17 protein-coding genes and 1 pseudogene are annotated in these 20,581 nt (G+C 64.8%); 9 read left to right on the forward strand and 9 right to left on the reverse strand.

Features of this window, described 5'->3' with window-relative positions; all coding sequences use genetic code 11:
- The first annotated feature begins 62 nt into the window (after positions 1-62).
- From J2X58_RS03040 to J2X58_RS03050, 3 genes are all read left to right on the forward strand, one after another.
- Positions 63-1,682, forward strand: coding sequence for an NAD-dependent malic enzyme (locus J2X58_RS03040; protein ID WP_310046335.1), 1,620 nt, complete (start codon positions 63-65; stop codon positions 1,680-1,682).
- A gap of 2 nt (positions 1,683-1,684) precedes the next feature.
- Entirely contained in the window at positions 1,685-2,935 is a 1,251-nt protein-coding gene (locus J2X58_RS03045) for a threonine/serine exporter family protein (protein WP_310046336.1), read from the forward strand.
- Positions 2,936-3,001: 66 nt separating this feature from the next.
- Positions 3,002-3,352 (forward strand): hypothetical protein, encoded by a 351-nt coding sequence (locus J2X58_RS03050; protein ID WP_310046339.1) that lies wholly within the window; start codon positions 3,002-3,004, stop codon positions 3,350-3,352.
- 10 nt (positions 3,353-3,362) lie between these two features.
- On the opposite strand, the gene J2X58_RS03055 is transcribed toward J2X58_RS03050, so the two are convergent.
- The 5 genes from J2X58_RS03055 to J2X58_RS03075 form a co-directional block, all read right to left on the reverse strand.
- A complete protein-coding gene (locus tag J2X58_RS03055; protein ID WP_310046341.1) occupies positions 3,363-4,139 on the reverse strand; it encodes a molybdopterin-binding protein in 777 nt (258 codons plus the stop codon).
- A complete protein-coding gene (locus J2X58_RS03060) occupies positions 4,136-5,008 on the reverse strand; it encodes a cytochrome b/b6 domain-containing protein (protein ID WP_310046342.1) in 873 nt (290 codons plus the stop codon). Before J2X58_RS03060 ends, J2X58_RS03055 begins: the two co-directional genes overlap by 4 nt.
- 49 nt (positions 5,009-5,057) lie before the next feature.
- Positions 5,058-5,681 (reverse strand): hypothetical protein, encoded by a 624-nt coding sequence (locus tag J2X58_RS03065; protein WP_090054051.1) that lies wholly within the window; start codon positions 5,679-5,681, stop codon positions 5,058-5,060.
- Positions 5,682-5,755: 74 nt separating this feature from the next.
- Positions 5,756-6,211, reverse strand: coding sequence for a PaaI family thioesterase (locus J2X58_RS03070; protein ID WP_310046343.1), 456 nt, complete (start codon positions 6,209-6,211; stop codon positions 5,756-5,758).
- 131 nt (positions 6,212-6,342) lie between these two features.
- On the reverse strand, positions 6,343-8,769 hold the full coding sequence (locus J2X58_RS03075) for a glycoside hydrolase N-terminal domain-containing protein (RefSeq protein WP_310046344.1): 2,427 nt from the start codon (positions 8,767-8,769) through the stop codon (positions 6,343-6,345).
- A gap of 293 nt (positions 8,770-9,062) precedes the next feature.
- On the opposite strand from J2X58_RS03075, the gene J2X58_RS03080 reads away from it, so the two are divergent.
- Together J2X58_RS03080 and J2X58_RS03085 are read left to right on the forward strand one after the other, a co-directional pair.
- Positions 9,063-11,954, forward strand: a complete 2,892-nt coding sequence (locus tag J2X58_RS03080) for a TonB-dependent receptor (protein WP_310046346.1) — start codon at positions 9,063-9,065, stop codon at positions 11,952-11,954.
- 20 nt (positions 11,955-11,974) lie between these two features.
- The gene (locus tag J2X58_RS03085; protein ID WP_310046347.1) at positions 11,975-13,153 is read left to right on the forward strand and encodes a glycoside hydrolase family 27 protein; all 1,179 of its coding nucleotides are present in this window, start codon (positions 11,975-11,977) and stop codon (positions 13,151-13,153) included.
- 129 nt (positions 13,154-13,282) lie between these two features.
- Here the strand turns inward: J2X58_RS03085 and J2X58_RS03090 are convergent, their stop codons facing one another.
- The gene (locus J2X58_RS03090) at positions 13,283-14,380 is read right to left on the reverse strand and encodes a sterol desaturase family protein (RefSeq protein WP_310046349.1); all 1,098 of its coding nucleotides are present in this window, start codon (positions 14,378-14,380) and stop codon (positions 13,283-13,285) included.
- 236 nt (positions 14,381-14,616) lie between these two features.
- Here J2X58_RS03090 and J2X58_RS03095 point away from each other — a divergent pair, with 236 nt between their 5' ends.
- Positions 14,617-15,201 carry a hypothetical protein gene (locus J2X58_RS03095; RefSeq protein WP_310046350.1) on the forward strand — a complete coding sequence of 195 codons (585 nt, stop codon included), beginning with the start codon at positions 14,617-14,619 and terminating at the stop codon, positions 15,199-15,201.
- 33 nt (positions 15,202-15,234) lie between these two features.
- Here the strand turns inward: J2X58_RS03095 and J2X58_RS03100 are convergent, their stop codons facing one another.
- Both J2X58_RS03100 and J2X58_RS03105 read right to left on the reverse strand, forming a co-directional pair.
- On the reverse strand, positions 15,235-16,530 hold the full coding sequence (locus tag J2X58_RS03100; protein WP_310046353.1) for a peptidoglycan-binding protein: 1,296 nt from the start codon (positions 16,528-16,530) through the stop codon (positions 15,235-15,237).
- Positions 16,531-16,575: 45 nt separating this feature from the next.
- Positions 16,576-17,454: a DUF4189 domain-containing protein gene (locus J2X58_RS03105; RefSeq protein ID WP_310046354.1), complete on the reverse strand. Its 879-nt coding sequence runs from the start codon at positions 17,452-17,454 to the stop codon at positions 16,576-16,578.
- A gap of 27 nt (positions 17,455-17,481) precedes the next feature.
- On the opposite strand from J2X58_RS03105, the pseudogene J2X58_RS03110 reads away from it, so the two are divergent.
- Positions 17,482-17,568: pseudogene (locus J2X58_RS03110) on the forward strand (integrase core domain-containing protein); the annotation flags it as partial.
- Positions 17,569-17,642: 74 nt separating this feature from the next.
- Positions 17,643-18,314, forward strand: a complete 672-nt coding sequence (locus J2X58_RS03115; RefSeq protein ID WP_310046355.1) for a hypothetical protein — start codon at positions 17,643-17,645, stop codon at positions 18,312-18,314.
- A 343-nt stretch (positions 18,315-18,657) separates the two neighbouring features.
- On the opposite strand, the gene J2X58_RS03120 is transcribed toward J2X58_RS03115, so the two are convergent.
- Positions 18,658-19,335 carry a hypothetical protein gene (locus tag J2X58_RS03120; protein ID WP_310046356.1) on the reverse strand — a complete coding sequence of 226 codons (678 nt, stop codon included), beginning with the start codon at positions 19,333-19,335 and terminating at the stop codon, positions 18,658-18,660.
- Positions 19,336-19,782: 447 nt separating this feature from the next.
- Here J2X58_RS03120 and J2X58_RS03125 point away from each other — a divergent pair, with 447 nt between their 5' ends.
- Positions 19,783-20,451 (forward strand): recombinase family protein, encoded by a 669-nt coding sequence (locus J2X58_RS03125; RefSeq protein ID WP_310046358.1) that lies wholly within the window; start codon positions 19,783-19,785, stop codon positions 20,449-20,451.
- Positions 20,452-20,581 lie beyond the last annotated feature (130 nt).

Here is a 20,581-nt window from a genome sequence, read left to right on the forward strand (position 1 = left end):
CCGCGCAATAGGGTGGAGAACGGGTTGCCTACCCTTCGCGGATGTCCCCGGAGGAGCCCGCCATGAGCACGTCGCTGACCGGTTACAGCCTGCTTCGCGATCCCCGCTTCAACCGCGGCACGGCGTTCCCGCTGGAAGAACGCAGGGCGCTGGGTATCGAGGGCCTGTTGCCTCCCGCGCCCAGTTCGCTGGAACACCAGATCGCACGCATCCACCTCGAGCTGTCGCGTCTCGAGACCGACCTGCTCAAGTACCTGTTGCTGTCCGACCTGCAGGCGCGCAACGAGACACTCTACTACGCGGTGCTGATGTCGGATCCCGCGGCGTTCATGCCGATCGTCTACACGCCGACCGTCGGCGAGGCGTGCCAGAAATTCGATCACATCTTTCGCGCGGCCCGCGGCGTCTACCTTCCCATCAGCGCGAAGGGCCGCCTGAACGAGCTGCTGTCGCACTGGCCGGTGAAGGACGTGCGTTTCATCGTCGTCACCGATGGCGAGCGCATCCTGGGCCTGGGCGACCTCGGCGTCGGCGGGATGGGCATTCCGATCGGCAAGCTGTCGCTCTACACGGCGTGCGCGGGTGTGCCGCCGGAGGTCTGCCTGCCCGTGACGCTCGACGTGGGCACCAACAACACGACCCTGCGCGAGGATCCGCTCTACCTTGGCCTCCGCCAGGATCGCGTGCGCGGCGAGGCCTACCACGCCTTCATCGACGAGTTCGTCGACGCCGTGCAGGAGCGCTTCCCGAACTGCTGCATCCAGTGGGAGGATTTCGCCAACATCAACGCCGTGCCGATCCTCGCGCGCTTCCGCGACAAGGTATGCACCTATAACGACGACATCCAGGGCACCGCCGCCATCGCGCTGGCAGGCATCCTCGGCGCCATCCGGATCACCGGGCAGAAGCTGGTGGATCAGCGTGTCCTGTTCCTCGGCGCGGGTTCCGCCGCGACGGGCATCGCGGAGATCGTGTCGCTGGCGATGACGCAGGAAGGGATGGACGCCGCCGCCGCCCGCGCGAGGAACGTGCTGTTCGACGTCAACGGCCTCGTCACGACGGCGCGGAAGGACATCGCGGACTTCCAGCGCGCGTTCGCCATCGACCACGTGCCCGTCGACGACTTCGCGGAGGCGGTGCGGGCCATCCGGCCCACGGTGATCATCGGCGTCAGCGCCGTGCCGAAACTCTTCAACCGCGCCGTGATCGAGGCGATGAGCGACGTCAACGAACGGCCGGTCATCTTTCCGTATTCCAATCCGACGTCACGCTCGGAATGCACGGCCGAGGAGGCCTACCGTTGGTCGCAGGGGAAGGCGGTGTTCGCCAGCGGCAGCCCCTTCCCGCCGGTGACCGTCGATGGCGTGGAGTTCGTCCCGGGGCAGGGCAACAACGTCTACATCTTTCCGGCGATGGGCATGGCGGTGTACGCGACCCGAGCACGTCGCGTGACGCAGGACATGTTCATCGTCGCCGCGCGCGCCGTCGCGTCGCAGGTATCCGACGACGACCTCGCCAGGGGACTCATCTACCCGCCGCAGAGCAACATCTTCGACGCCTCGCTCGAGGTGGCGGTGAAGGTCGCGGAGTACGTCTTCGACCACGGGCTCGCCGGCGTCGAGCGGTTCGACGATATCCGTGAGGCGATCGCCGGCATGGCCTACAAAGCGGAATACCGCTGACGATGGCCGACGATCGCGTCGCCGTGCATGTGCTGTCCCGTGCCGGCGACCTCTTCCAGGCATCCGGCGCCGACACGGCGCATGCGTTGCGGCACGTCCGCGAGGCGTCGTCGCGGCTGGGCATCGACAGTGACGTGATGATCACGATGGAGAACATCGTCGTGACGGTGGAACAGGGCGATCGTTTCGCCACCCGGGTCGGTCCGCGGCTCGCGCCGCCGGGCGTGGACATGGGGCGACTGATCGCGTTGCGTGCCGCCATCGCCGAGATCGTGCCCGGTACGTCGCCCGCCGCGTTCGACGCGAGCCTCGATCGCGTGGACCATTCGCCGCGTTATCCCGGCTGGCTCGTGGTACTCGGCATGGCGACGACCGCCGCCGCGCTTGCGCGGCTCTTCGGCGCCACCTGGACGGTCGTCGCCGCGTCCTTCGTGGCGGGGCTGGTGAACCTGCTCCTGCGGACGCGGCTGGGCAAATACGGCATGAACGGCATCGCCGTCGCCGCGATCACCGCGTTCGTCAGCGGCGTGGCGGGCGTCCTCGTATTGAAGCCGTTTCCTGGCGTGTCGCCCGTGCTGTGCCTGACGGCGGCGGGGATGATCCTCGTTCCCGGCGTGCCGCTGATCAACGGGGTGCGCGATCTGGTGACCGGCCACGCGGCCAACGGCATCAGCCGTCTTGCGACGGGCGTCGCCACGTTGATGGCGATCGGCCTCGCGCTGCTGGCCGCGGCGGCATCTACCGGGGGAACGCTGCCCGTCGACGCCTCGCCGATCGCGCTCGGTCTTGCGGAAGACGTCGCGTTCGCCGGCGTCGCGGCGCTCGGCTTCGCGCTCCTGTTCAACGTGCCGACGCATGCCATCTGGATCTGCGTCGTCTGCGGCATGGCCAGCCATGGGCTGCGCACGGCGTTGCAACACGCCGGCCTCGATCTCGCCGCGGCGTCGCTCGCCGGCACGCTGGCCGCCGGAGCGATCGCTCGCGTCGCGACGCGCCGCATCGCCGCCCCGGCCGTGGCGTTCGCCTTCGCGGGCACGGTGGCGCTGATTCCGGGCTCTTACGGCTTCCGTACGGCGGTGGGAGCGATCGAAATCATGCGGGCGGGCGGGGCGGCGACGCCCGGACTCCTCGCCACCACGGTATCGCTCGCGATCACCACCCTCGTCGTGACGCTCGCGATCGCGACAGGTCTCTGCGTGGCACTGGCCGGCGAGTCCGCCCATCGACACGGTCGCACGCCAAGCTTGCCATGACAGCCTTTCGGTGGTCTGATCGAAAGGCAACCGATCGATGTCGCCGTCCGTACCAGGGAGAGTGTCATGCGCGCAGTCCTGATCGTCAGCCTCGTCCTCGCCACCGGCATCGCCAACGCGGCGACACCCCAACCGATCACGCGCGCCACGCCGCGTGCCGGCTTCGGCACGCGACAGAACAGCGTCGAGTTCTCGCAGTGCCTGCTCGATACGGTCAGGCCGACCTACCCGGCGACCCGCGTGGAGCAAACGAAGAATGGCTTGCTGATCACGGTGGCGAGCGCCGCGCAGGTCGCTGCGATCGTCGCGGTCGGCGATTACATGGAAGGTAACGGCGCGGCCGTCACCGTGCGCTCGCCCGGCGCGCGGCAACCCGAGAAGGACCCTGTCTACAAGGCCGCGCTGGGCTGCGCCTGACCGTCGCCCGTCAGATGCCGCCGTACCACTCGTAACCGCGATCTTCCCAGTAGCCGCCCTTGCCGCCGAAGAAGGCCGCGAACGAATCGACGACCTCGATGCGCATGAGGTACTTCGCCTGCTTGTAACCCAGCTGGCGCTCGACACGGAGGCGCAGCGGCGCGCCGTGGGCGACCGGCAGGTCGTTGCCGTTCATGCCGTAGGCGAGGATGGTCTGCGGGTGGTACGCGTCGACCAGGTCGATGCTTTCGTAATAGCGGCCGCTGCCGTCCAGCGTCTGTTCGAGTTCGTCGGCGCAGTGGAACACCACGTAGCGCGCGCCCGGCTTGAGACCCGCCACGTCGAGGATGCGTCCCAGCGGCACGCCCTGCCACTTGCCGATGGCGCTCCAGCCTTCGACGCAATCGTGGCGGGTGATCTGCGTGCGCGACGCAAAACGCTTCAGCTCCGCGAGCGAAATGCTCTGCGGACGCTGCACCAGGCCGTCGACCTTGAGGCGCCAGTCGGCGAAGTGGTTCTCGAGCAGGCTGGCGTATTCGTCCGAATCAGGCATCTGCGTGCCGTTGGCACGGAAGACGGGCGAGAGGTCGGCTTCCGTGTATTCCTTCGCCAGAGCATGCCGGCCCTGCAACGCGCGCTGCGCGCGCAGGGTGAGCTTCTCCGTTTCGCGCAACAGCGCGTCGAAACTGCCGCCCTGCGCGAGCCGGTCGCAGGAGGCGAGGGCGAGGGCGCTGCCACCGAGCGCGAGGCTCCGGAGGAACCGGCGGCGTGAGTTGTCGAGCGTCATGGCGACGTGTCCTCGTCGGTGATGGCGTAGCGCCCGGTGATCATCGAGCGCAGGTTGTTCCACAGGCCCGACAGGATGACCATCGCTACATGGACGACCACGAAGGCCACCAGCAGCGACGCCGTGATGAAATGGATCGACCGCGCGGACGGTCGGCCGCCGAAGAGCCCGGGCAGGAAGGGAAACACCGCGTCGACACCGGGCGACATCGTCAGGCCCGTGAGCACCATCAGCGGTAGCAGCACGAACGCCACCGCCATGTAACTCAGCTTCTGCAACGCGTTGTAGCGGCGCGCCTCCTCGCCATGCGCGAAACGCAGGCGCGCATGGTCGACGATCTCGCGCCAGAGGTGACGCGGCGACAACTGATCGCGATCGGGCAGCAGGTCGCGACGGAAGTGACCGCGCAGGAGGCCGTGGCCGAGGTAGATCAGGCCGTTGAAGAACAGGAGCCACGCGAAGAAGAAATGCCAGCGGCGGCCCGCGCCGAGGTCGTGGTACGAGGGGATCGTGATCCATGTCGGGAACGCGCGCGCGGTGGGGCTGCCGTCTTCGTTCGACACGCCGAGCACGCCCGTCGTATCGATGCGCAGGGGGCCGGCGCGGAGGAAACCGTGCAAGGTGTCGCCATCCGCCCGATTGCCGATCTCGAAGAAGGCGTGGTCGGCGTCGGCACCGTACTGGCCCCAGTAGAGCCGGGGATGGGCGTTGAAGATCTGCAGGCCGCTGAGCAGCAGGAACGACAGGCACGTGACGTTGAGCCAGTGCGTCAGGCGCACGACGAGCGAATGGCGCCGGATCAGGCGACGGCGCGGCGCGACGGGGGTGTCGTTGCCGGCTTTGGCGCCGGCGAGGACGGGCGTGGTCATCGAAACACTCCATGCGCCGGCCAGCGCGGGGCTGGCCGGCGCTCGGGCCTTACATGGGCGGCACGACGCCGTTCTTGCCGATGATCAGCTGGTTCGAGGTCAGGCTGCCGTCGGCGGCCTTTTCAGCGCTGACAAAGACGACAGTGCCCGGCTTGACGTCCGCCACGGTGGCCGGCGCCAGCGTCACGACGGGCGTCCCGTTGGGGATGGCGATCTTCTTGTCCTGGCCGTGGTAGTTCACGGTCACGGTGCTCCCGTCGACCGACTTCACCGAGTCGGCCACCGTGGCATTCGTCATCGTGCTGTGCGGCTTCAGGTCCCACGGGTAGCTGCCTTCGCCGAGGCCCTTCAGCTGCGGGGGGAGGATCAGCACTTCCAGCGCGCCGTCGCCGCCTTCCGACTTCGGCATCGAGGCGATGCCCACGAAGTCGCCCTGCTTGATGTCGCCGATGCTCGCCTTCGCGACGCCCGAGAGCTTGTAGCCCTCGACGAGGGTGATCGTCACGTCCTTGCCTTCGCGCGACTTCACCTGCAGGTGGTCGCCGGACAGGGCGGTGACCGTGCCGCGAACGCGGACCTTCTCGGCGCCGTTATCGGCGAAGGCGGGCGACACGGCGCCGGCGACGAGCGCGGCGGTCGCGCCGAGGATGAACAGCTTGGAGCGGTGGGACATCGGAGGTTCCTTTGCGACAGCCGTCGCGGGTGAGGGAGCCCTCAGTCTACCAACTAGTAGGGTGGTGTCAATCGTCAGATAAGGGGCGCGGAGATTGCGAACGTTCCCGTGGCATGGGCGTAGAGAACGCCATCGGCATCCGTGATCCGCGCCTCGGCCAATGCCAGCGTGCGTCCGCGATGCAGAATGGAGCCGGTGCCGTAGACCGCGCCGGCACGCGGCATGACGGGTCTGACGTAGGTGATGTTGAGGTCGGTCGTGACGAAGCGCGTGCCGACGTCCACCTGCGTCTGCACGGCCAGGGCCATGGCGCCGTCCAGCATCGTGGCCAGATATCCGCCGTGCACGGAGCCCATGGGATTTCCGTGTTCGGGGCCGGGCGAGGCTTCGATCACCACGCGCCCGTCCTCGATGTCGCCGAGGGTCATGCCGAGGGTTTCACCGATGCCGACGCCGAGGCCGCCGGTGCGCTTCGCGGTAAGGAGGAAGTCGAGCCCGGTGGCGGTGTGTTGGTCTGTGCGGGTGGTCATGTCGGGCCTTTGGAAGCGAGAGAGGAGTCTAGCTACCTAATAGTAGGTAGCCGCGGCGGCTTGCGCCAGACCCGACGGCGCGATCGCCTCGCGACGGTCAATGAGGGACGAGCTGGCGCCGCGGCGTTCGCCTAGCGGAAATCACCCGTGTCGGGAGCAAGCGTCACCGCCGCGCCGCGACGCAGCGCGAGCGTCTTCGTCCATGCGCCGATCTCCAGACGCGTCGTCTCACCACCGACGCTCCGCACCGTCACCGACGTGACCTTGCCGTCCTTCCACGAGAGATCGACGACGAAGCCGCCGCGCGCGCCGATGCCGGTGACGCTGCCTGCCGCCGCCCATGCCTTCGGCAGCGCCGGCAGCAACGCGATCTGGCCCGGCCACGACTGCACCAGCATTTCCAGCATGGCGGTCGGCGTGCCGTAGTTCGCGTCGATCTGGAACGCGTCGCTGGTCGCGTCGAGGTTGTACATGTCGAACAGGTTCTGCGCGGTGCCGTTGGTCAGGTGATGCGACGGCGTCAGATTGATGCGGATGAGGTCGTACGCCTTCTCGGCCTCGCCCAGACGCGCCCAGCACATCGCGCGCCATGCGCAGGCCCAGCCGTAGCCGCCGGTCCCGCGCGCCTCCAGCAGCTTCGTCACGCCTTCGATCAACGCGGGCGGGCTGCTGTCCTTGCGGATGCGGTCGCCGGGAAAGAAGCCGATCAACGGCGAGAGGTGGCGGTGTCCCGGCTCGCCCAGATCGTCGGGCGTCATCCATTCCTCGAGCCAGCCGGTCTTGCCGCTCACCTGCGGCAGGTACAGGCGCGACTGGAGTCCGGCGATCGTCGCGGCGTAGCCGACATCCTTGCCGAGCAGTGCGCTGGCCTGGCGATAGTTTTCGAACAGGTCCCAGACCAGTTCCTGCGAATACGTGTTGCCCTTGGCGTCGGTGGGGCCGTGCTCGGGGGACCAGTCGGCGTCGTCAATCAGTACTTCGCGCATCCGCCCCGTGGCCGGGTCTCGCACGCTGACGGTAAGCAGGCGCGCTTCCCAGAACTCGCAGGCGCCCTTGAGCACGGGGTAGATACGGGCGAGGTATGCCTTGTCGGGCCGGTATTGATAGTGCTGCCACAGGTTGTTGCACAGCCACGCGTTGCCGGCCGGATGCCATCGCCAGCCTCCGCCGCCGTAGATGTTGGTGGAAATGCCGACGGTCCAGCCGGCGATCTTTCCCGAGCTGTTGCGATAGCTGCTGCGTGGGTCGTTGAAGTGCTTCTTCGTGATCCGCGTCCATCCTTCGACCTGGCTGAGGCAGTACTCGGTGAAGGGATCGAAGCACGCGGACAGGCCGGCCCGGTCGGGCAGCCAATAGTTCATCTGGATGTTGATGTCGTTGTGGTAATCGGCCATCCACGCCGACGTGTTGCTGTCGAGCCAGGGGCCTTGCAGTCCGGTGGGCAGGCCGCCTCGCGAACCGGCGACCGTGAGGTAGCGGCCGTATTGCAGATAGGTCGCTTCGAGCTCCGGGTCCGGTGCTGCTCCGGCGGCGTGCGCCTGCAGACGCGACCACGTGTCCATCCCGCGTTGCGCTTCCGTCGACGCGCCCAGATCCACGCGCATGGTGTCGAACAGCGAGCGGTGGTCGGCGACGTGCGTGTGCAACAGCGTGGCGGGTGCCACCAACGCGGCGGCCTTCGCTTTTTGCAGCGCGAGCGTCAGGGGATCGAGCGACCCATCCATGTAGTTCCGCGAAACGTCCGGTGTGTAATTCGTGCCGCCGCAGACGATCACCGACAGTGTGGCGCAGTTCTCAAATCGGAGAACTGACGTATCGGTGCGGATCCGACCGGATGCCGATACCGTGACGCCCGTCGCGTATCGAAGGCCATTCGGCAGTGCGCCGGCGAAATGCGTCGACGCCATGGAGGGCGTTTCGGGCGCCATCCCGACACGCGTGGCGTCCTCGTGCATCCCCCGCAGGTCGATCGATCCGCTGTACGCGCCGCCGCCGCTCTGCGATAGCTGGATCGCGATCATGTCGTCGGGGTGGCTGGCGAAGATAGTCCACGTGTAGGCGACGCCGTCCTTCCGGTACGTGACGCGCAGCGTGCCCTGCCCGAGATCGAGCTCCCGGCGGTAATCGGTGATGTGGGCCGCATCGTGACCGTCGATCGCGAGGTACAGCTTCGCCAGCATCACCAGGCCGCCGAAATGGTCGGCGGTGTATTCGAACTGGCCGTCCTCGCCCAACGGCACGTCGCGCTCTCCCAGCCACATCGAGGCGTCGGTGAGGAAGAGGAACGTCGACGCCGGGTCGCCGCCGACCAGGGCCCCGAGGCGTCCGTTGCCGATCGGCAGGGCTTCGCGTATCGCGTTCGATTCCGGTGCGGGCGTGTCGTAGCGGAGCACGTGTCGACCCGACGACGCGGGAACGGGACCGGTGGGACGCCGCACCGGCCCGCCGTTCGCGAAGGGGGAGAGCGAAAGCCATGGGAGGGTGGCCGCCGCGATGCCGGTCATGCGCAGGAAACGGCGCCGATCCATCGCCGCGAGGCGCGCCTCGTTCAGGTCCATCCGTCGATCCCCGTCGCTCGTCATAGGCACTGCCAGGCCGTTGAGAACTGATTTGTAAGACAAATCAAGCTAACCCGATGCGATGAGGCTTGTCATGCTGCGGCGCAGCTTGTTGGAACCTCCGAAAAAGCGCAACGATGAATATGTACGACAAATGACGGTGAGCTGCTGACCGCTTTGCGGGACTGAACAACGGAGCTTCGTGGTGCCGTCTTGGGGATCGGCGCCTGTGAGCCTCGGGCGGCAACCGTGTGTGCTCGTTGGGGTGTCCACAAAGTCGGGGAGTGAAAGTCATGCAGCTAACGAAGTTGGCGGTCGCCGTGCGTCGGTCGCTTGTGGCAACGGGTGTCGCCTGGATGGTGGGGTATGGCGCACCGGGGTTTGCGCAGGCGGCGACGGGGGCGGCCCCGGCCGATGCGGCATCGTCCGCGACACCGGCGCAAGCCGCCGGTCCGCAGGCGACGAAGGAAGAAGACAAGAAGAAGGTCACCGAACTCGGTGCCGTGGCCGTGACCGGCCAGCTCGCCGCGCTCCAGCGCGCACAGGCGATCAAGCAGGATTCGGTCAACGTCGTCGATTCCATCTCCGCCGAAGAGGCGGGCAAGTTTCCCGATCCGAACGTGGCCGATGCGCTCCAGCGCGTGCCGGGCGTGTCGGTGAACCGCAGCGGCGGTGAGTCGAGCCAGATCGCGGTGCGTGGCTTCGGTCCCGACTTCGTGGCCGTCACGATCAACGGACGCCCGATGGCCACGGCCTCCGGATCGCGCGCCTTCAATTTCGACGTACTGCCGTCCGAAATCATCAGCGTCGCGCAGGTCAACAAGACGTCCTCGGCGGATATTTCCGAAGTGGACATCGGCGGCGTCGTGGACATCCAGACGGCGCGTCCGCTCGACTTCGGCGGCTACCACGGCGCCTGGAGCGCCGCGGGCGTGAACAGCAACCTGACCGGCGACTGGAAGGGCAAGACGACGCCGAAAGCCTCGGGTCTGTTCGGCTGGACCAACGCCGACCACACCTTCGGCTGGATGGCCTCGGCCTCGTACTACAAGCGCAAGGACACGCAGCTCAACACGCAGGCGGGTTCCTGGTACGAGAACCAGAACATCTCGCAGCTTTCGAACCTGAGCGATCCGCGCTTCACCAACGTGGCGGTGCCGGAGACGCTCTCCAGCAACGTGGTGGACGAGACGCGCGTGCGCAAGGGCGTCAGCGGCGCCATCGACTGGAAGCCGATCGACCAGCTCACCGTGCAGTTCGATTCGCTGTATTCGAGCTACAAGGTGGACCCGTTCATCCACTACTTCGGTGAATACGGCAACACCGGCGACATCCAGTCGCTGACCACCGACGCGAACAACACGGTGACGAGCTTCGTCCGTAACGGCTCGGGCCCGAACGTGATGGCGAACGACTATGTGCAGTCGTACCAGCCCACCTACGAGAAGAGCTACCAGAACGGCCTCAACGTCGCGTTCGACTTCGACCAGTCGACCAAGCTGAGCCTCGACGTCTCCAACTCCAAGGCATGGAACAAGGAGAGCCCGAACGGCTACTTCCTCGTCGTGGGCACCAAGAATTTCGGGACCAATCCGACCTGGACCAACAACGGCAACGACACGCCGCCTAGCTACTCGAACATCCTGTCGCCCACCAGCCTCGACGGGCTCAAGGCGCACTGCTGCAATGCCGGCTCCGGCAACAACGTGACCGACAAGGTGGACAACTACCAGCTCAAGCTGGACAAGTCGTTCACCGACGGCACGCTCTCCCGCTTGCTGGTGGGCGTGCAGTACACGAAGGACACCGTGAAGCAGACGAGCTGGGGCACGCCGAACAGCATCCTCTGCAACGCTTACTGCGGTTACAACGTGGACGTTCCGCCCGAGGCGATCGGCGCCTACGTCTACACCGCGCCGCCGAAGATCCACGGCGTTTCCTCGCCCGGCCAACCGGAGCAGTGGATCCAGTACGATCCGCGCGCCTATCTGAACTACCTAGCCTCGCCCGCCGCGTACAACCAGCTCCCGGACGACAAGCGCGCCGCGCTGCTCGCCGGCCTGGCCGCCAACGGCGGCACCCTCGATGCCGCCCCGAACCCGGGCAGCTTCAACGAGGTGAGCGAGAAGAAGAAGGCGTTCTTCGCCAAGGCCGTCTTCGAAGGCACGATGTGGGACATGCCCTGGGCGGTGGACGTAGGCGCGCGGTACCTGCATGTGGCCTCGACGTCGACGGCGGTCAACCAGCCGCCGATCGCGTACCGCATCGATCCGAACGACACCAGCAACGGCCAGGTGACCCTCGGACCGCTGGCGCCGCAGTCGGATACCGGCGGTTACCACAAGTGGCTGCCGTCGTTGAACTTCAAGTGGAACCTGCTGGAGAACCTGATCTATCGCTTCTCGTGGTCGAAGTCGCTGACGCCGCCGGCGCTCAGCAATCTCTACTACAACCGCAGCTTCGGCACCCGCCCGAACTCGCTGACCATCTCGCAGGGCAATCCGCAGCTGCAGCCGTATACGTCGCGTAACTTCGACATGGGCCTGGAGTGGTACATCAACGACGCGAGCTACATCGCGGTCGAAGGCTTCGTGAAGCGGGTGGGCAACTTCAGCACGATCGTGAGCACGCCGGTGCCGTTCCTGACGAACGAAAACACCGGACAGCCGTTCATCTGGTCGCTGACCCAGCCCATCAACCTGAACTCGTCGAAGATCTACGGCGAGGAAGCCACGTTCAACTACCAGTTCAAGAACGTGCTGCCCGATCCGTTCGACGGCCTGGGCATGGCGGTGAACTACACGCATGTGAAGAGCAGCACCCAGCTCAATCAGGGCGTGATCGCCTCGTCGGGCAAGTTCGCGGTGCCGGGCATTGGCGATTCGGCCAATGCGAGCCTTTATTACGAGAAGGGCCCGGTGCAGGTGCGCGTCGCGTACAACTGGCGCGGCAAGTACCTGGAGAGCATCTCGTACGGTGCGGGCTCGACGCCGGCCACGCGTAGCGCTTACGGCCAGGTGGACCTGAGCGCGAGCTACGACATCAACAAGCACCTGACGGTGTTCGCCTCCGGCACGAACCTCACGCACGAGCACCTGTACGACTATTCGGTGTATCGCAACCGCTTCCTGTATGCCGAAGCCAACGGCACCGTCTACACCGTCGGCCTGCGGGGTACGTTCTGATGCGGCGCGATGTCAGGTTCATGCGAAGCGCGGCTCTCGGCATGCTGGTGTGCGCGGCGGGTATCGCCACCGCGCCGGTGCAGGCGGAGGAGGCCACGGGTGCATTGCCGCAGATGGGCTTCAACAACTGGAACTCGACGCACTGCCGCGCCGAGTTCGACGAGGCGATGATCCGCGGCGTGGCCGACAAGGTCATCAGCCTCGGGCTGCGCGATGCCGGCTATACGTACGTCAACATCGACGATTGCTGGGCCAACTGGCAGCGCGACAAGGACGGCCGTCTGCAGCCGAATCCGAAGCGCTTCCCGAGCGGCATCGCGGCGCTCGCCGACTACATCCACGCGCACGGACTGAAGTTCGGCCTGTACTCCAGCGCGGGTACGTCCACCTGCGAACCGCTACAGGAGAATCGTGGCTTCCCGGGCGGCCTGGGCCACGAGAAGGAGGACGCGAAGTCCTTCGCATCGTGGAAGGTGGATTACCTCAAGTACGACAACTGCAACAACCAGAAGCTCGACGCGCACAAACGCTATACGGACATGGCCGAGGCACTGCGCAACAGCGGCCGCACGATCTTCTTCAGCATGTGCGAATGGGGCGAGAACAAGCCCTGGCTCTGGGCGGGCAAGCCGCCGGTGGACGCCGGTTCCTGGCGTACCACGGGCGACATCAGCGACAACTACGCCTCCATGCTGAAGATCTTCAAGGAGAACGTGGTCCTCGATAAATACGCCAGCCTCGGCCACTGGAACGACCCGGACATGCTCGAGGTCGGTAACGGCGGCATGACCGACGTGGAGTACCGCAGCCACTTCAGCCTCTGGTCGATCATGGCGGCGCCGCTGCTCATCGGCACCGACCTGCGCACCATCAAGCCGGACGCCCTCGCCATCCTGCTCAACAAGGACGTGATCGCCATCGATCAGGATCCGCTTGGCGTGCAGGGTCACCAGGTGCGCGACAAGGATGGCATCCACGTCATCGTCAAGCCGCTCAAGGACGGCGGTCGCGCGGTCGCGGTATTCAACGAAGGCGACAAGGCGAAGGACGTGACGGTGCCGGCCACCGAGATCGGCCTGAAGGCCGGTGGCAGTTACACGATGCGCGACCTCTGGGCGCATACGGACGCGAAGGGCGATGGCTCGATCAAGGCCAGCCTCGCGCCGCATGCGACGGCCATGTACCGCATCAGTCAGTGACGAACCGGTGCCGGCCGGGCCAAGGCCCGGCCGGCACGACCTTGTGAAAGCCAGCTACCTAGGTGGGAGCCGATCGTATCGGCGATCCCGCGCATGCGGGCAACGTGCGAGCGACGCGAACGCCACCCCTCAGGCCGCGGCCTTCTCCGGATGAGACTCTCGCAACCCCGAAGCACCGCTCGTCACCGGACGATGCCCCACACCCTGCGCCTCCCATTCGGAAACGGGCACGGGTCGATAGTCCTCGGTGAACGCCACCTCGCCCAGACGCCATCCCGCAGGACGTCGCACGGCGCCCCAGAAGCGCTTCAGCGCGTTCCAGTGCAGTCCGATCAGGCCATGGTTGTTGTCGTCGTCGACCATCGGATCGCCCACGCCCGTGGGGCGCACCGGCTCGCCATACAGGGCGGTACCGAACACCACGTCCCAGAGGGAAAACACCTGGCCGAAGTTGCAGTCGTGCAATCCGGGCCGGTCGGGATCGACCAGCATGTGGTGCAGGCGATGGAAGGGCGGGTCGACGAAGACGCGACCGAGCACCCGGCCGAAGTGGATGCGCACGTTCGCGTGCGAGAAGTTCTGCACCAGCTCGCCGAGCAGCATCAGCCACGCGAATTCGTCGGGCTCCACGCCCATCACGATCCCCACGGTCGCGAGGATGATCGACTGGATGAAACCGTCGAGGGGGCTGCCCCGGTCGTTCGTCCAGCAGCTCATCTGCCGCGTGCTGTGATGCATGCTGTGCAGCGCCCACCACCACGGCAGCGCGTGCTGCAGGCGATGCATCCAGTAATAGACCAGGTCGTAGACCAGGTAATAGATGCCGAACAGCACGTACGGATGCTGTTTCAGCACGGGAAACCAGTGCGTGATCGCGAGAGGCGACGCGCTGGCGTCGGAGGGGCCGGTGTCCACGCCGCCGAAGTAGTTCGCGAGCGGCGTGAGGATGAGGAAGCTGAAGAGCGGAAAGATGCCGACCAGCATCATTACCGTATAGGTGAAATCCACACGGGTGAGCTTGCGGTCCTTCCAGCGCTCGGCGGGCACCCAGCTTTCGAGGGGACGAAAGACGAAGCCGATGATGCACAGCTGCAGCGCCGCGATCAGCAGCGCCGCGGCGATGTCCTTCGGATCGCCCGCCAGCCGACCCAGGTGCAGGGCGTCAAGGACCGGCACGACCGCGTGCGCGCTGAACCAGTCGACCAGATGGGACCAAAGCTGAAGCATCGCGGCACCGTAACAGCGTGAGGCGGCGCGCCCGTGAGGGCACGTCGGTTCGCGACCAGCCTGAACCAACCGGGTTTCGCGGCGCTTTCGGCCGTGTCGGAGGTTCCCGAGCACGATACCTACTATCGGTAGTCGCGCGACCCGGCGCCAGAACGCTGGTTTCAGATGTCGCAAATTGCGCATGCCGACCTGGATTCTTGCGCCATGCTATGGGGCCCCGGCACCGGAGCTCGCGGATGCGTGTTGCACGGAGTCTCAAGATCGCGGCGGTCATCCTGTCACATGCCGGGACAGCCGCTTGTACGCTGCCCATGGGTCACGTGTCGGCGGTACGCATCCAGCGTGTCGAGTGGAGCGCGGTCGACAAAGGCGGCCTGCGGGGCGATTGCTGCAGTCGGATGGAATGGATGCGTGTCGATTTCGTGTCCGACATGGATTACGCACGCGTTGCCAGGCGAGACATCCACAGCTACATCTACTATGGCTGGTGTCCCATCGACATCGACCACCGGCTCGGCGTGGCGCGGCTCCTGACTGAAAACGGTCCGCTGGATGAAAAAACGGCCGTCGTTCCGACCTCGAACGATGCCGGACATCCGCTGTATGCCTACCATGGTTTTTTCCCGGTGTCGGTGCCGGGCCGCCGCTACGTAAGGCCCGGAGAAGGTGACGGGGCCTATGACTTGCGGCAGGCGAAGCAGGACTTCTGCATCGCCGTGGCTGGCGGCGAGATGTGGACCGGTCGGCATGGTCAGTCGACGGGCGGGGTCGTACCGAAGGCTGCGCTGAACAACGCGACGCACGCCAACAGGAAAGAGTAGGGCAGCCATGCTGCCCTGCGGGACGGAAGGCCTCTATCGCACCATGACAGGGCCGGCCGCCTGTTGCGCCTGGTCTTGCTGCTGCGTTTGCTGTTGCTGGGCCATCGCCTGCTGCTGGGCGCCGTTTTGCACATGCATCGCCGCTTCCTGACTGCTCTGTGCGAGCGGGGTCTGGATGGCCTGCATCACATCAACCTCGGTGTATCGCTTGAAAGGGGAATTGAGGTCGCCCTGCACGGCCCATCCCCGGCTTGCATCGTCATTGAGCACCACATGGTCGACGCGGGTTAAGCCGGCGGCTGTCGCTGCTGCGGTCAGTGAGCCCGCAAAATTCTGCGTGTGTGGACCGGGCGCCCGCCCCTGGCTCTGATCAATGCGAGCCACACAGGCGTGCGCCTGCTCATAGATGCCGTGTGCCGGATGGCGGGCATCAAGGAGGCTTGGCACAGGCTGAGCGTGCGCCTTTGCTTCAATGATGGCAGCTTGCGTTGCCGGGCCTGCCACGCCATCCCGCTTGAGCCCATGCGCGATCTGGAACGCCTCGACGGCTTCCTTGGTCTTCGTACCGAAGTGCTGATCCGGGTGAATCGTGCCGCCGTCGTCTGCGGTGAAGCCAAGGGCTGCAAGGTCGGTCTGGAGAGCACCGACGGCAGCGCCGTGTCCGCCTTGTCTCAGGGTACGGGATGCTGCGGCGTGACCGGGCGCGCGTGCGGGTGATTCATGATGGGCCGATGGATGGGAGGCCTTGAGTGCAGCCACCTGTTCGTCCGTCATCACCGGTATTGGTGTGACGGAACCGGCTTTCCAGCCTTCGAAATGGGAAACGCCATCGACAAGCGCGCCGAGTTCCTTCTCGGTCATGTCCTTAATCTTCTTGCCGTGCAGGTCCTGGCCTTCAGAGGCGGCGACCCTATGGATGCTCTTTGCTTGTGCGTCGTAGTGAACCGGTCCGCTGTAATCCGGTTTCGAGTAGCCCCGAATCATCTCCTCAACCGTGTGGTCGGGGTGTGCTTTCAGGATATGCGCCATCTGCGCCGCACGACCGGCATCATAGTTTCCGAAAATGGCGTTGCCGTACTGGTCGAGGTCGACGATGCCATCGTAGTTGTTCTGGGCATCCGCAAGCGCTTTTTCCCTTGGTCGGGAAGAGTGGACATTTGTGTCAGCGCTTCCATGAAACTCGAATTTCAGGTTGCCGGGGTTGTTGTTGCGCCAGGACACCGTCCCGGCCTCGGCCGATATCCAGGTCTTGTCTTCGAGTTCGTAGAGTCGGGTGCTGCCGTACGTGGCAACAAGACGGTCCACCCTTTTGTTCGATACAACGTCCATATCGTCTCCGCTTCTATTGCCGATCAGCCGTCAAAACCGGTTCTTTCAAAGAATGCCCCTGGAACAGTCCGTGCGCACCGGCTCGCACGCTTCCCCAGCCGCCGCGTTGCACGCGGCCATGGCTTTCGCCACCGCCGCCTTCTTGTCCTTGGGGTCCGGAGTCCCTGCACCGAAGGGGCGGCCTGCGCCATCACGCACCAGGGAGATGCAGCCGTCTTGCTGCTGGACCAGGATGGTGCAGTCCTCGCGATTGCAATCGCCTTCCTGGCTTTTCCACATGGCGTCGACCGTCGGATCTCCGTGCAGGAACGAGAACTTGTCGCCCTTCTTGCGGTTGATGAGGAGGGTATTAAGAAACACGGGCACACGCCACATGGCATCCATGTCCTTGGCCAGGCCTGAAGCAGGAATCGGCAGCGTTTCAGTCGTGTCTTTCCCGTCCCCGGCCACGACAGTCTCGCGGGTCGCGCTCGTCACCTGCCAGGCACCTGCCTTGCGCACAAACTCCAGAACAGTGCTCGAGGGCTTTTGCCCGCTATCCGCCTGCTCGATGTGCAGGTGACCGGGCGTGACCTTGACGTAGGCGTCGCCATCGAACGGGTCATCGTGGAATTGTGTGCATTTTGAGCAGGCGATGATTCTGTCACTGGAAAAATCCGGAACAAACTTGCCGTCCTTTTTTCCAAATACGATTAGTGTGCGATGACGCACGTCATCGTTGTCCGGCGCTGTCTCGAACACGGCCATGGCATCCGCATTCGGCTGGTTGCCGCTTGACCCAAACCAGAGCAACGTGGTCCCTTCGGGTGCTGCGGCAGTGACCTCGACCGGAGCCGATGGCGGGGCTTTCGACGGTGAAGTGGCGAACGCAGGTGCGGTCGTGACCATGAGTGCCACAGCTGCCAGTCGGGAAATCCTTGTCATTGCCAGCTCCAGGTGGGAGAGGTGGGGAGAATAATCGAACCGGGCAAGCCGGGCCAGAAAGCCTACATCGCATCTTTGAATGGTCGCTTGCGCGACGCGTGCCTCAGTGAACACATCGCATGACCTTCGACCTACATCCGGGTACCCGGCGAGGTGCTATGAAGCACCTTCGCCCCAAGGAGGTCCATATGGACATTGAAAAGCGGCTGGAAATCCTCGAGCGTCGGTCCCGACTTTTGGCGGTGGCTGCCGGAGTGCTGTGTATCGTGCTTGCGGCAGTTGTAGTTAGCGCCTTTACAGCGCTGCGAAATCCGACCGGAATCCTGCGAGCGAAGGGACTCGTTATCGAAGATACACAAGGTCGGCCACGCATCTTGCTCGGCGCTCCATTTCCAGAGGTCGTTGAGCGCGAACGGACGGACGCACGCTCGACGGCCATGCTGTTCCTTGACGATCATGGGCACGACCGGCTGACCGTTGGCGAGGGGCTTCCAGCGAAGTTACAAGGAAAGGTGGCTGCGGTCGACCAACGCATCGGTGCATCGTTTGGGGTCATCATCCATGACCTCGAAGGCAACGAACGAGGAGGCCTCAGCTTCCTGAGCAATGGCCGGGCAACCATGGCGCTCGACTATCCCGGGCGCGACGCCATCGGGCTGTCCGTAGATGATCGGCTGAACAGGGCCGAATTCATGCTCAACTACTCGCCCAAGTTGACTGGGCCAGGAAGTTCGTTCGAGATCTACCAGCAAGACGAGGTGACCACGTTCTCCATCAACAACAGAGAAGGTGACCCTGCACTGGTCAGGACCTTCCGCTTCGGCGTGGAGCAGCGTCAGCCAGCAACCGAGACGCGTTGATCTGCTCGAGCATTGCTTGCAATCGGTATTGGCCCTTCCGAGCGGGCGCCACTGTCTGAAGACGACGCATCCCAACCAGTGCGTCTCGATGTTGCTGCTTTCATGTCCGCCGGCTTCGCGCCTTGTGGCGGAATACGGCATCAAGTCTGGCTCACGTCATCTGGAAGTCCCCGCCCGGTTGCCTCTGCGCTCTTAAGCGCCGTGGCAATGATGGTGAAGCTGCCGGTTTCCACGGACGCGTTGCCCATCACATTGGCCAACTCATCAGGGGAGGTGACGCCGGCTTAAACGAAGCGCTTGAACAGAAGAGCGGACCTGGCATTGAACTGCGGCATGGGCGCCCCTAGTGAACGATGGAGCGGTGGGTACGAAGGGAGTCACGGATGACTTTTGGTGAAAACGCATCCACGGTCAGCCACGGCAGGGTCCCGGGGTAATCGAGCACCGATTTCGACACGATGACGCCCGACTCGCCGTTTTCCACGGTCGTTGTCTCGACGTGTTGCAGGTGCCAAGCGCGCTTTTGTCCATCCCATGCAAATGCGTAAGTGGTGCCGCCGCGTTGCAGTTCGTTGAAGTAGGTCACCGACGTCGAGTCGACCGTCAGGTTGCGGGTCATCGCCATGGGGCCAGCATTCTTGGCCGACTCGTTGTATCGGCAATCGACGACCTCTCCGTTCTTGGCCGTCACGGCGTAGGTGGCGTCAACAGCGCTCAGCAGCCACAGTTCACACGCGTTGCCGGTCGAGGGGTCGGGCTTCGCGTGACGCACGACAAGAACGCCACCCGCATTTTCATCACCGAACGGCTTGACAGGGATGAAGGCAAGCACCGTGTCGGCGGGAGCCATCATCACTTGGACGTTTGCCGGAACGTGGTCGGAATTGGCCGCCCTCGCAAACGGGGCAAGAGCGCCGGATAGCGCCAAGGCAGCGGTAACGGCCAAGGCAGAAACGCGCCCTATGCCGTCGCTGTTGGAGACCGGATGGTGAGACTGAAACCCCGGGCGGTGAATGGTCATCTGGACTCCTCGTTCTGACCAGTCATGCCATGGCTCAATCCATGGCCGCAGCCAAGGTTAACCCGCTTGGCAGATCCGAGGTGCGGGCGGTGCGGGAGAAGTCGGGCAAGCTCACTTCGCCCATTGCTCATTGTGCTGGCACCATGGCTCGAGGCCCTCGCGGATGGGCGTCCACATCGAAATCGAACCCCAAAAACGCAATCGGGCCAAGAGGTGAGTCTTGGCCCGAGCGTCGAGATGGTGGAGGTGGCGGGACCCTGTCGGGAAACGCTTCAAGCCTCTGATCAGCAACGTGTTCGTTGTGGGTCAGCGCTACCAAAACGGTACCGAGACCCGTACCGATCATTGATCGCCGGACGCTTCAACGCAAGAAAGCTTGCCGCTCGATGGGCGACAGCGCACTAGCGCAATAGATGATGCGAAGCTCATCTCGGCGTTTGGGGCGCAGTGCGCACCCGCAGCAATCACCTGCGGGTCGATGCCTCTGCCATCGTCCGAAATCGCAACCATGAGGCCTCGAGCTTCGTAACTGATGTGCGCGTGGTTCGGACCTTTTCAGACGAAGGACTCAGTGGCCTGACGGCCGAGCAGCGTCCCGGGTTGCTCGCGCTGCTTCGGGCGATCGCACATGGCCCGGCGGGGTTCGAGGCGGTGCTGGTCTTGGACGTCAGTCGATGGGGGCGCTTTCAAAATACCGACGAGGCAGCCTATTACGAGTTTGTGTGCTGGAAGGCCGGGGTCCAGGTGATCTATGTGGCCGAACCCTTTGCCAATGATCTCAGCCCGTTCTCGATGGTCGTGAAGGGGCTCAAGCGCGTCATGGCCGCGGAATACAGCCGTGAGTTGTCGGCAAAGGTGCTGGCCGGCCAACGTCGCATCGCCGAGATGGGGTATCGCGCGGGCGGTATCGCGGGTTACGGGCTGCGTCGGATGCTCATCGACAAGGACGGCGATTTCGATGAGGCGCGGTTTCGCGGGTCTTTGATCGGGGCCAAAGCAGTCGAGACCGGCCTGGACGATATCGCCGCGATGGCCCAGGTGGTTGCAACTACATTGGGAGCGCCGGGCACCGATCCTGACAAAAGCTATGGCGGGGCGATGCTCCGGTTGCAGTGACCTATGACGGGTGGGGTGCGTCCGTGGCGAAGGAGCCCTGACTGAAGTGGTGTGGTTTTCACGACGTTCGGCAACCGATCGTATCGCCAACCGCAACAAGAAAACGGCCATCGCTATCGCGAACGCCCGG

It is taken from the genome of Luteibacter sp. 3190 (assembly GCF_031456385.1).
Classification (GTDB): Bacteria; Pseudomonadota; Gammaproteobacteria; order Xanthomonadales; family Rhodanobacteraceae; genus Luteibacter.

Coding starts and splice junctions, on each gene's coding strand:
- J2X58_RS03040 (WP_310046335.1), top strand. CDS start 63: ATGAGCACGTCGCTGACCGGTTACAGCCTGCTTCGCGATCCCCGCTTC.
- J2X58_RS03045 (WP_310046336.1), top strand. CDS start 1,685: ATGGCCGACGATCGCGTCGCCGTGCATGTGCTGTCCCGTGCCGGCGAC.
- J2X58_RS03050 (WP_310046339.1), top strand. CDS start 3,002: ATGCGCGCAGTCCTGATCGTCAGCCTCGTCCTCGCCACCGGCATCGCC.
- J2X58_RS03055 (WP_310046341.1), bottom strand. CDS start 4,139: ATGACGCTCGACAACTCACGCCGCCGGTTCCTCCGGAGCCTCGCGCTC.
- J2X58_RS03060 (WP_310046342.1), bottom strand. CDS start 5,008: ATGACCACGCCCGTCCTCGCCGGCGCCAAAGCCGGCAACGACACCCCC.
- J2X58_RS03065 (WP_090054051.1), bottom strand. CDS start 5,681: ATGTCCCACCGCTCCAAGCTGTTCATCCTCGGCGCGACCGCCGCGCTC.
- J2X58_RS03070 (WP_310046343.1), bottom strand. CDS start 6,211: ATGACCACCCGCACAGACCAACACACCGCCACCGGGCTCGACTTCCTC.
- J2X58_RS03075 (WP_310046344.1), bottom strand. CDS start 8,769: ATGGACCTGAACGAGGCGCGCCTCGCGGCGATGGATCGGCGCCGTTTC.
- J2X58_RS03080 (WP_310046346.1), top strand. CDS start 9,063: ATGCAGCTAACGAAGTTGGCGGTCGCCGTGCGTCGGTCGCTTGTGGCA.
- J2X58_RS03085 (WP_310046347.1), top strand. CDS start 11,975: ATGCGAAGCGCGGCTCTCGGCATGCTGGTGTGCGCGGCGGGTATCGCC.
- J2X58_RS03090 (WP_310046349.1), bottom strand. CDS start 14,380: ATGCTTCAGCTTTGGTCCCATCTGGTCGACTGGTTCAGCGCGCACGCG.
- J2X58_RS03095 (WP_310046350.1), top strand. CDS start 14,617: ATGCGTGTTGCACGGAGTCTCAAGATCGCGGCGGTCATCCTGTCACAT.
- J2X58_RS03100 (WP_310046353.1), bottom strand. CDS start 16,530: ATGGACGTTGTATCGAACAAAAGGGTGGACCGTCTTGTTGCCACGTAC.
- J2X58_RS03105 (WP_310046354.1), bottom strand. CDS start 17,454: ATGACAAGGATTTCCCGACTGGCAGCTGTGGCACTCATGGTCACGACC.
- J2X58_RS03115 (WP_310046355.1), top strand. CDS start 17,643: ATGGACATTGAAAAGCGGCTGGAAATCCTCGAGCGTCGGTCCCGACTT.
- J2X58_RS03120 (WP_310046356.1), bottom strand. CDS start 19,335: ATGACCATTCACCGCCCGGGGTTTCAGTCTCACCATCCGGTCTCCAAC.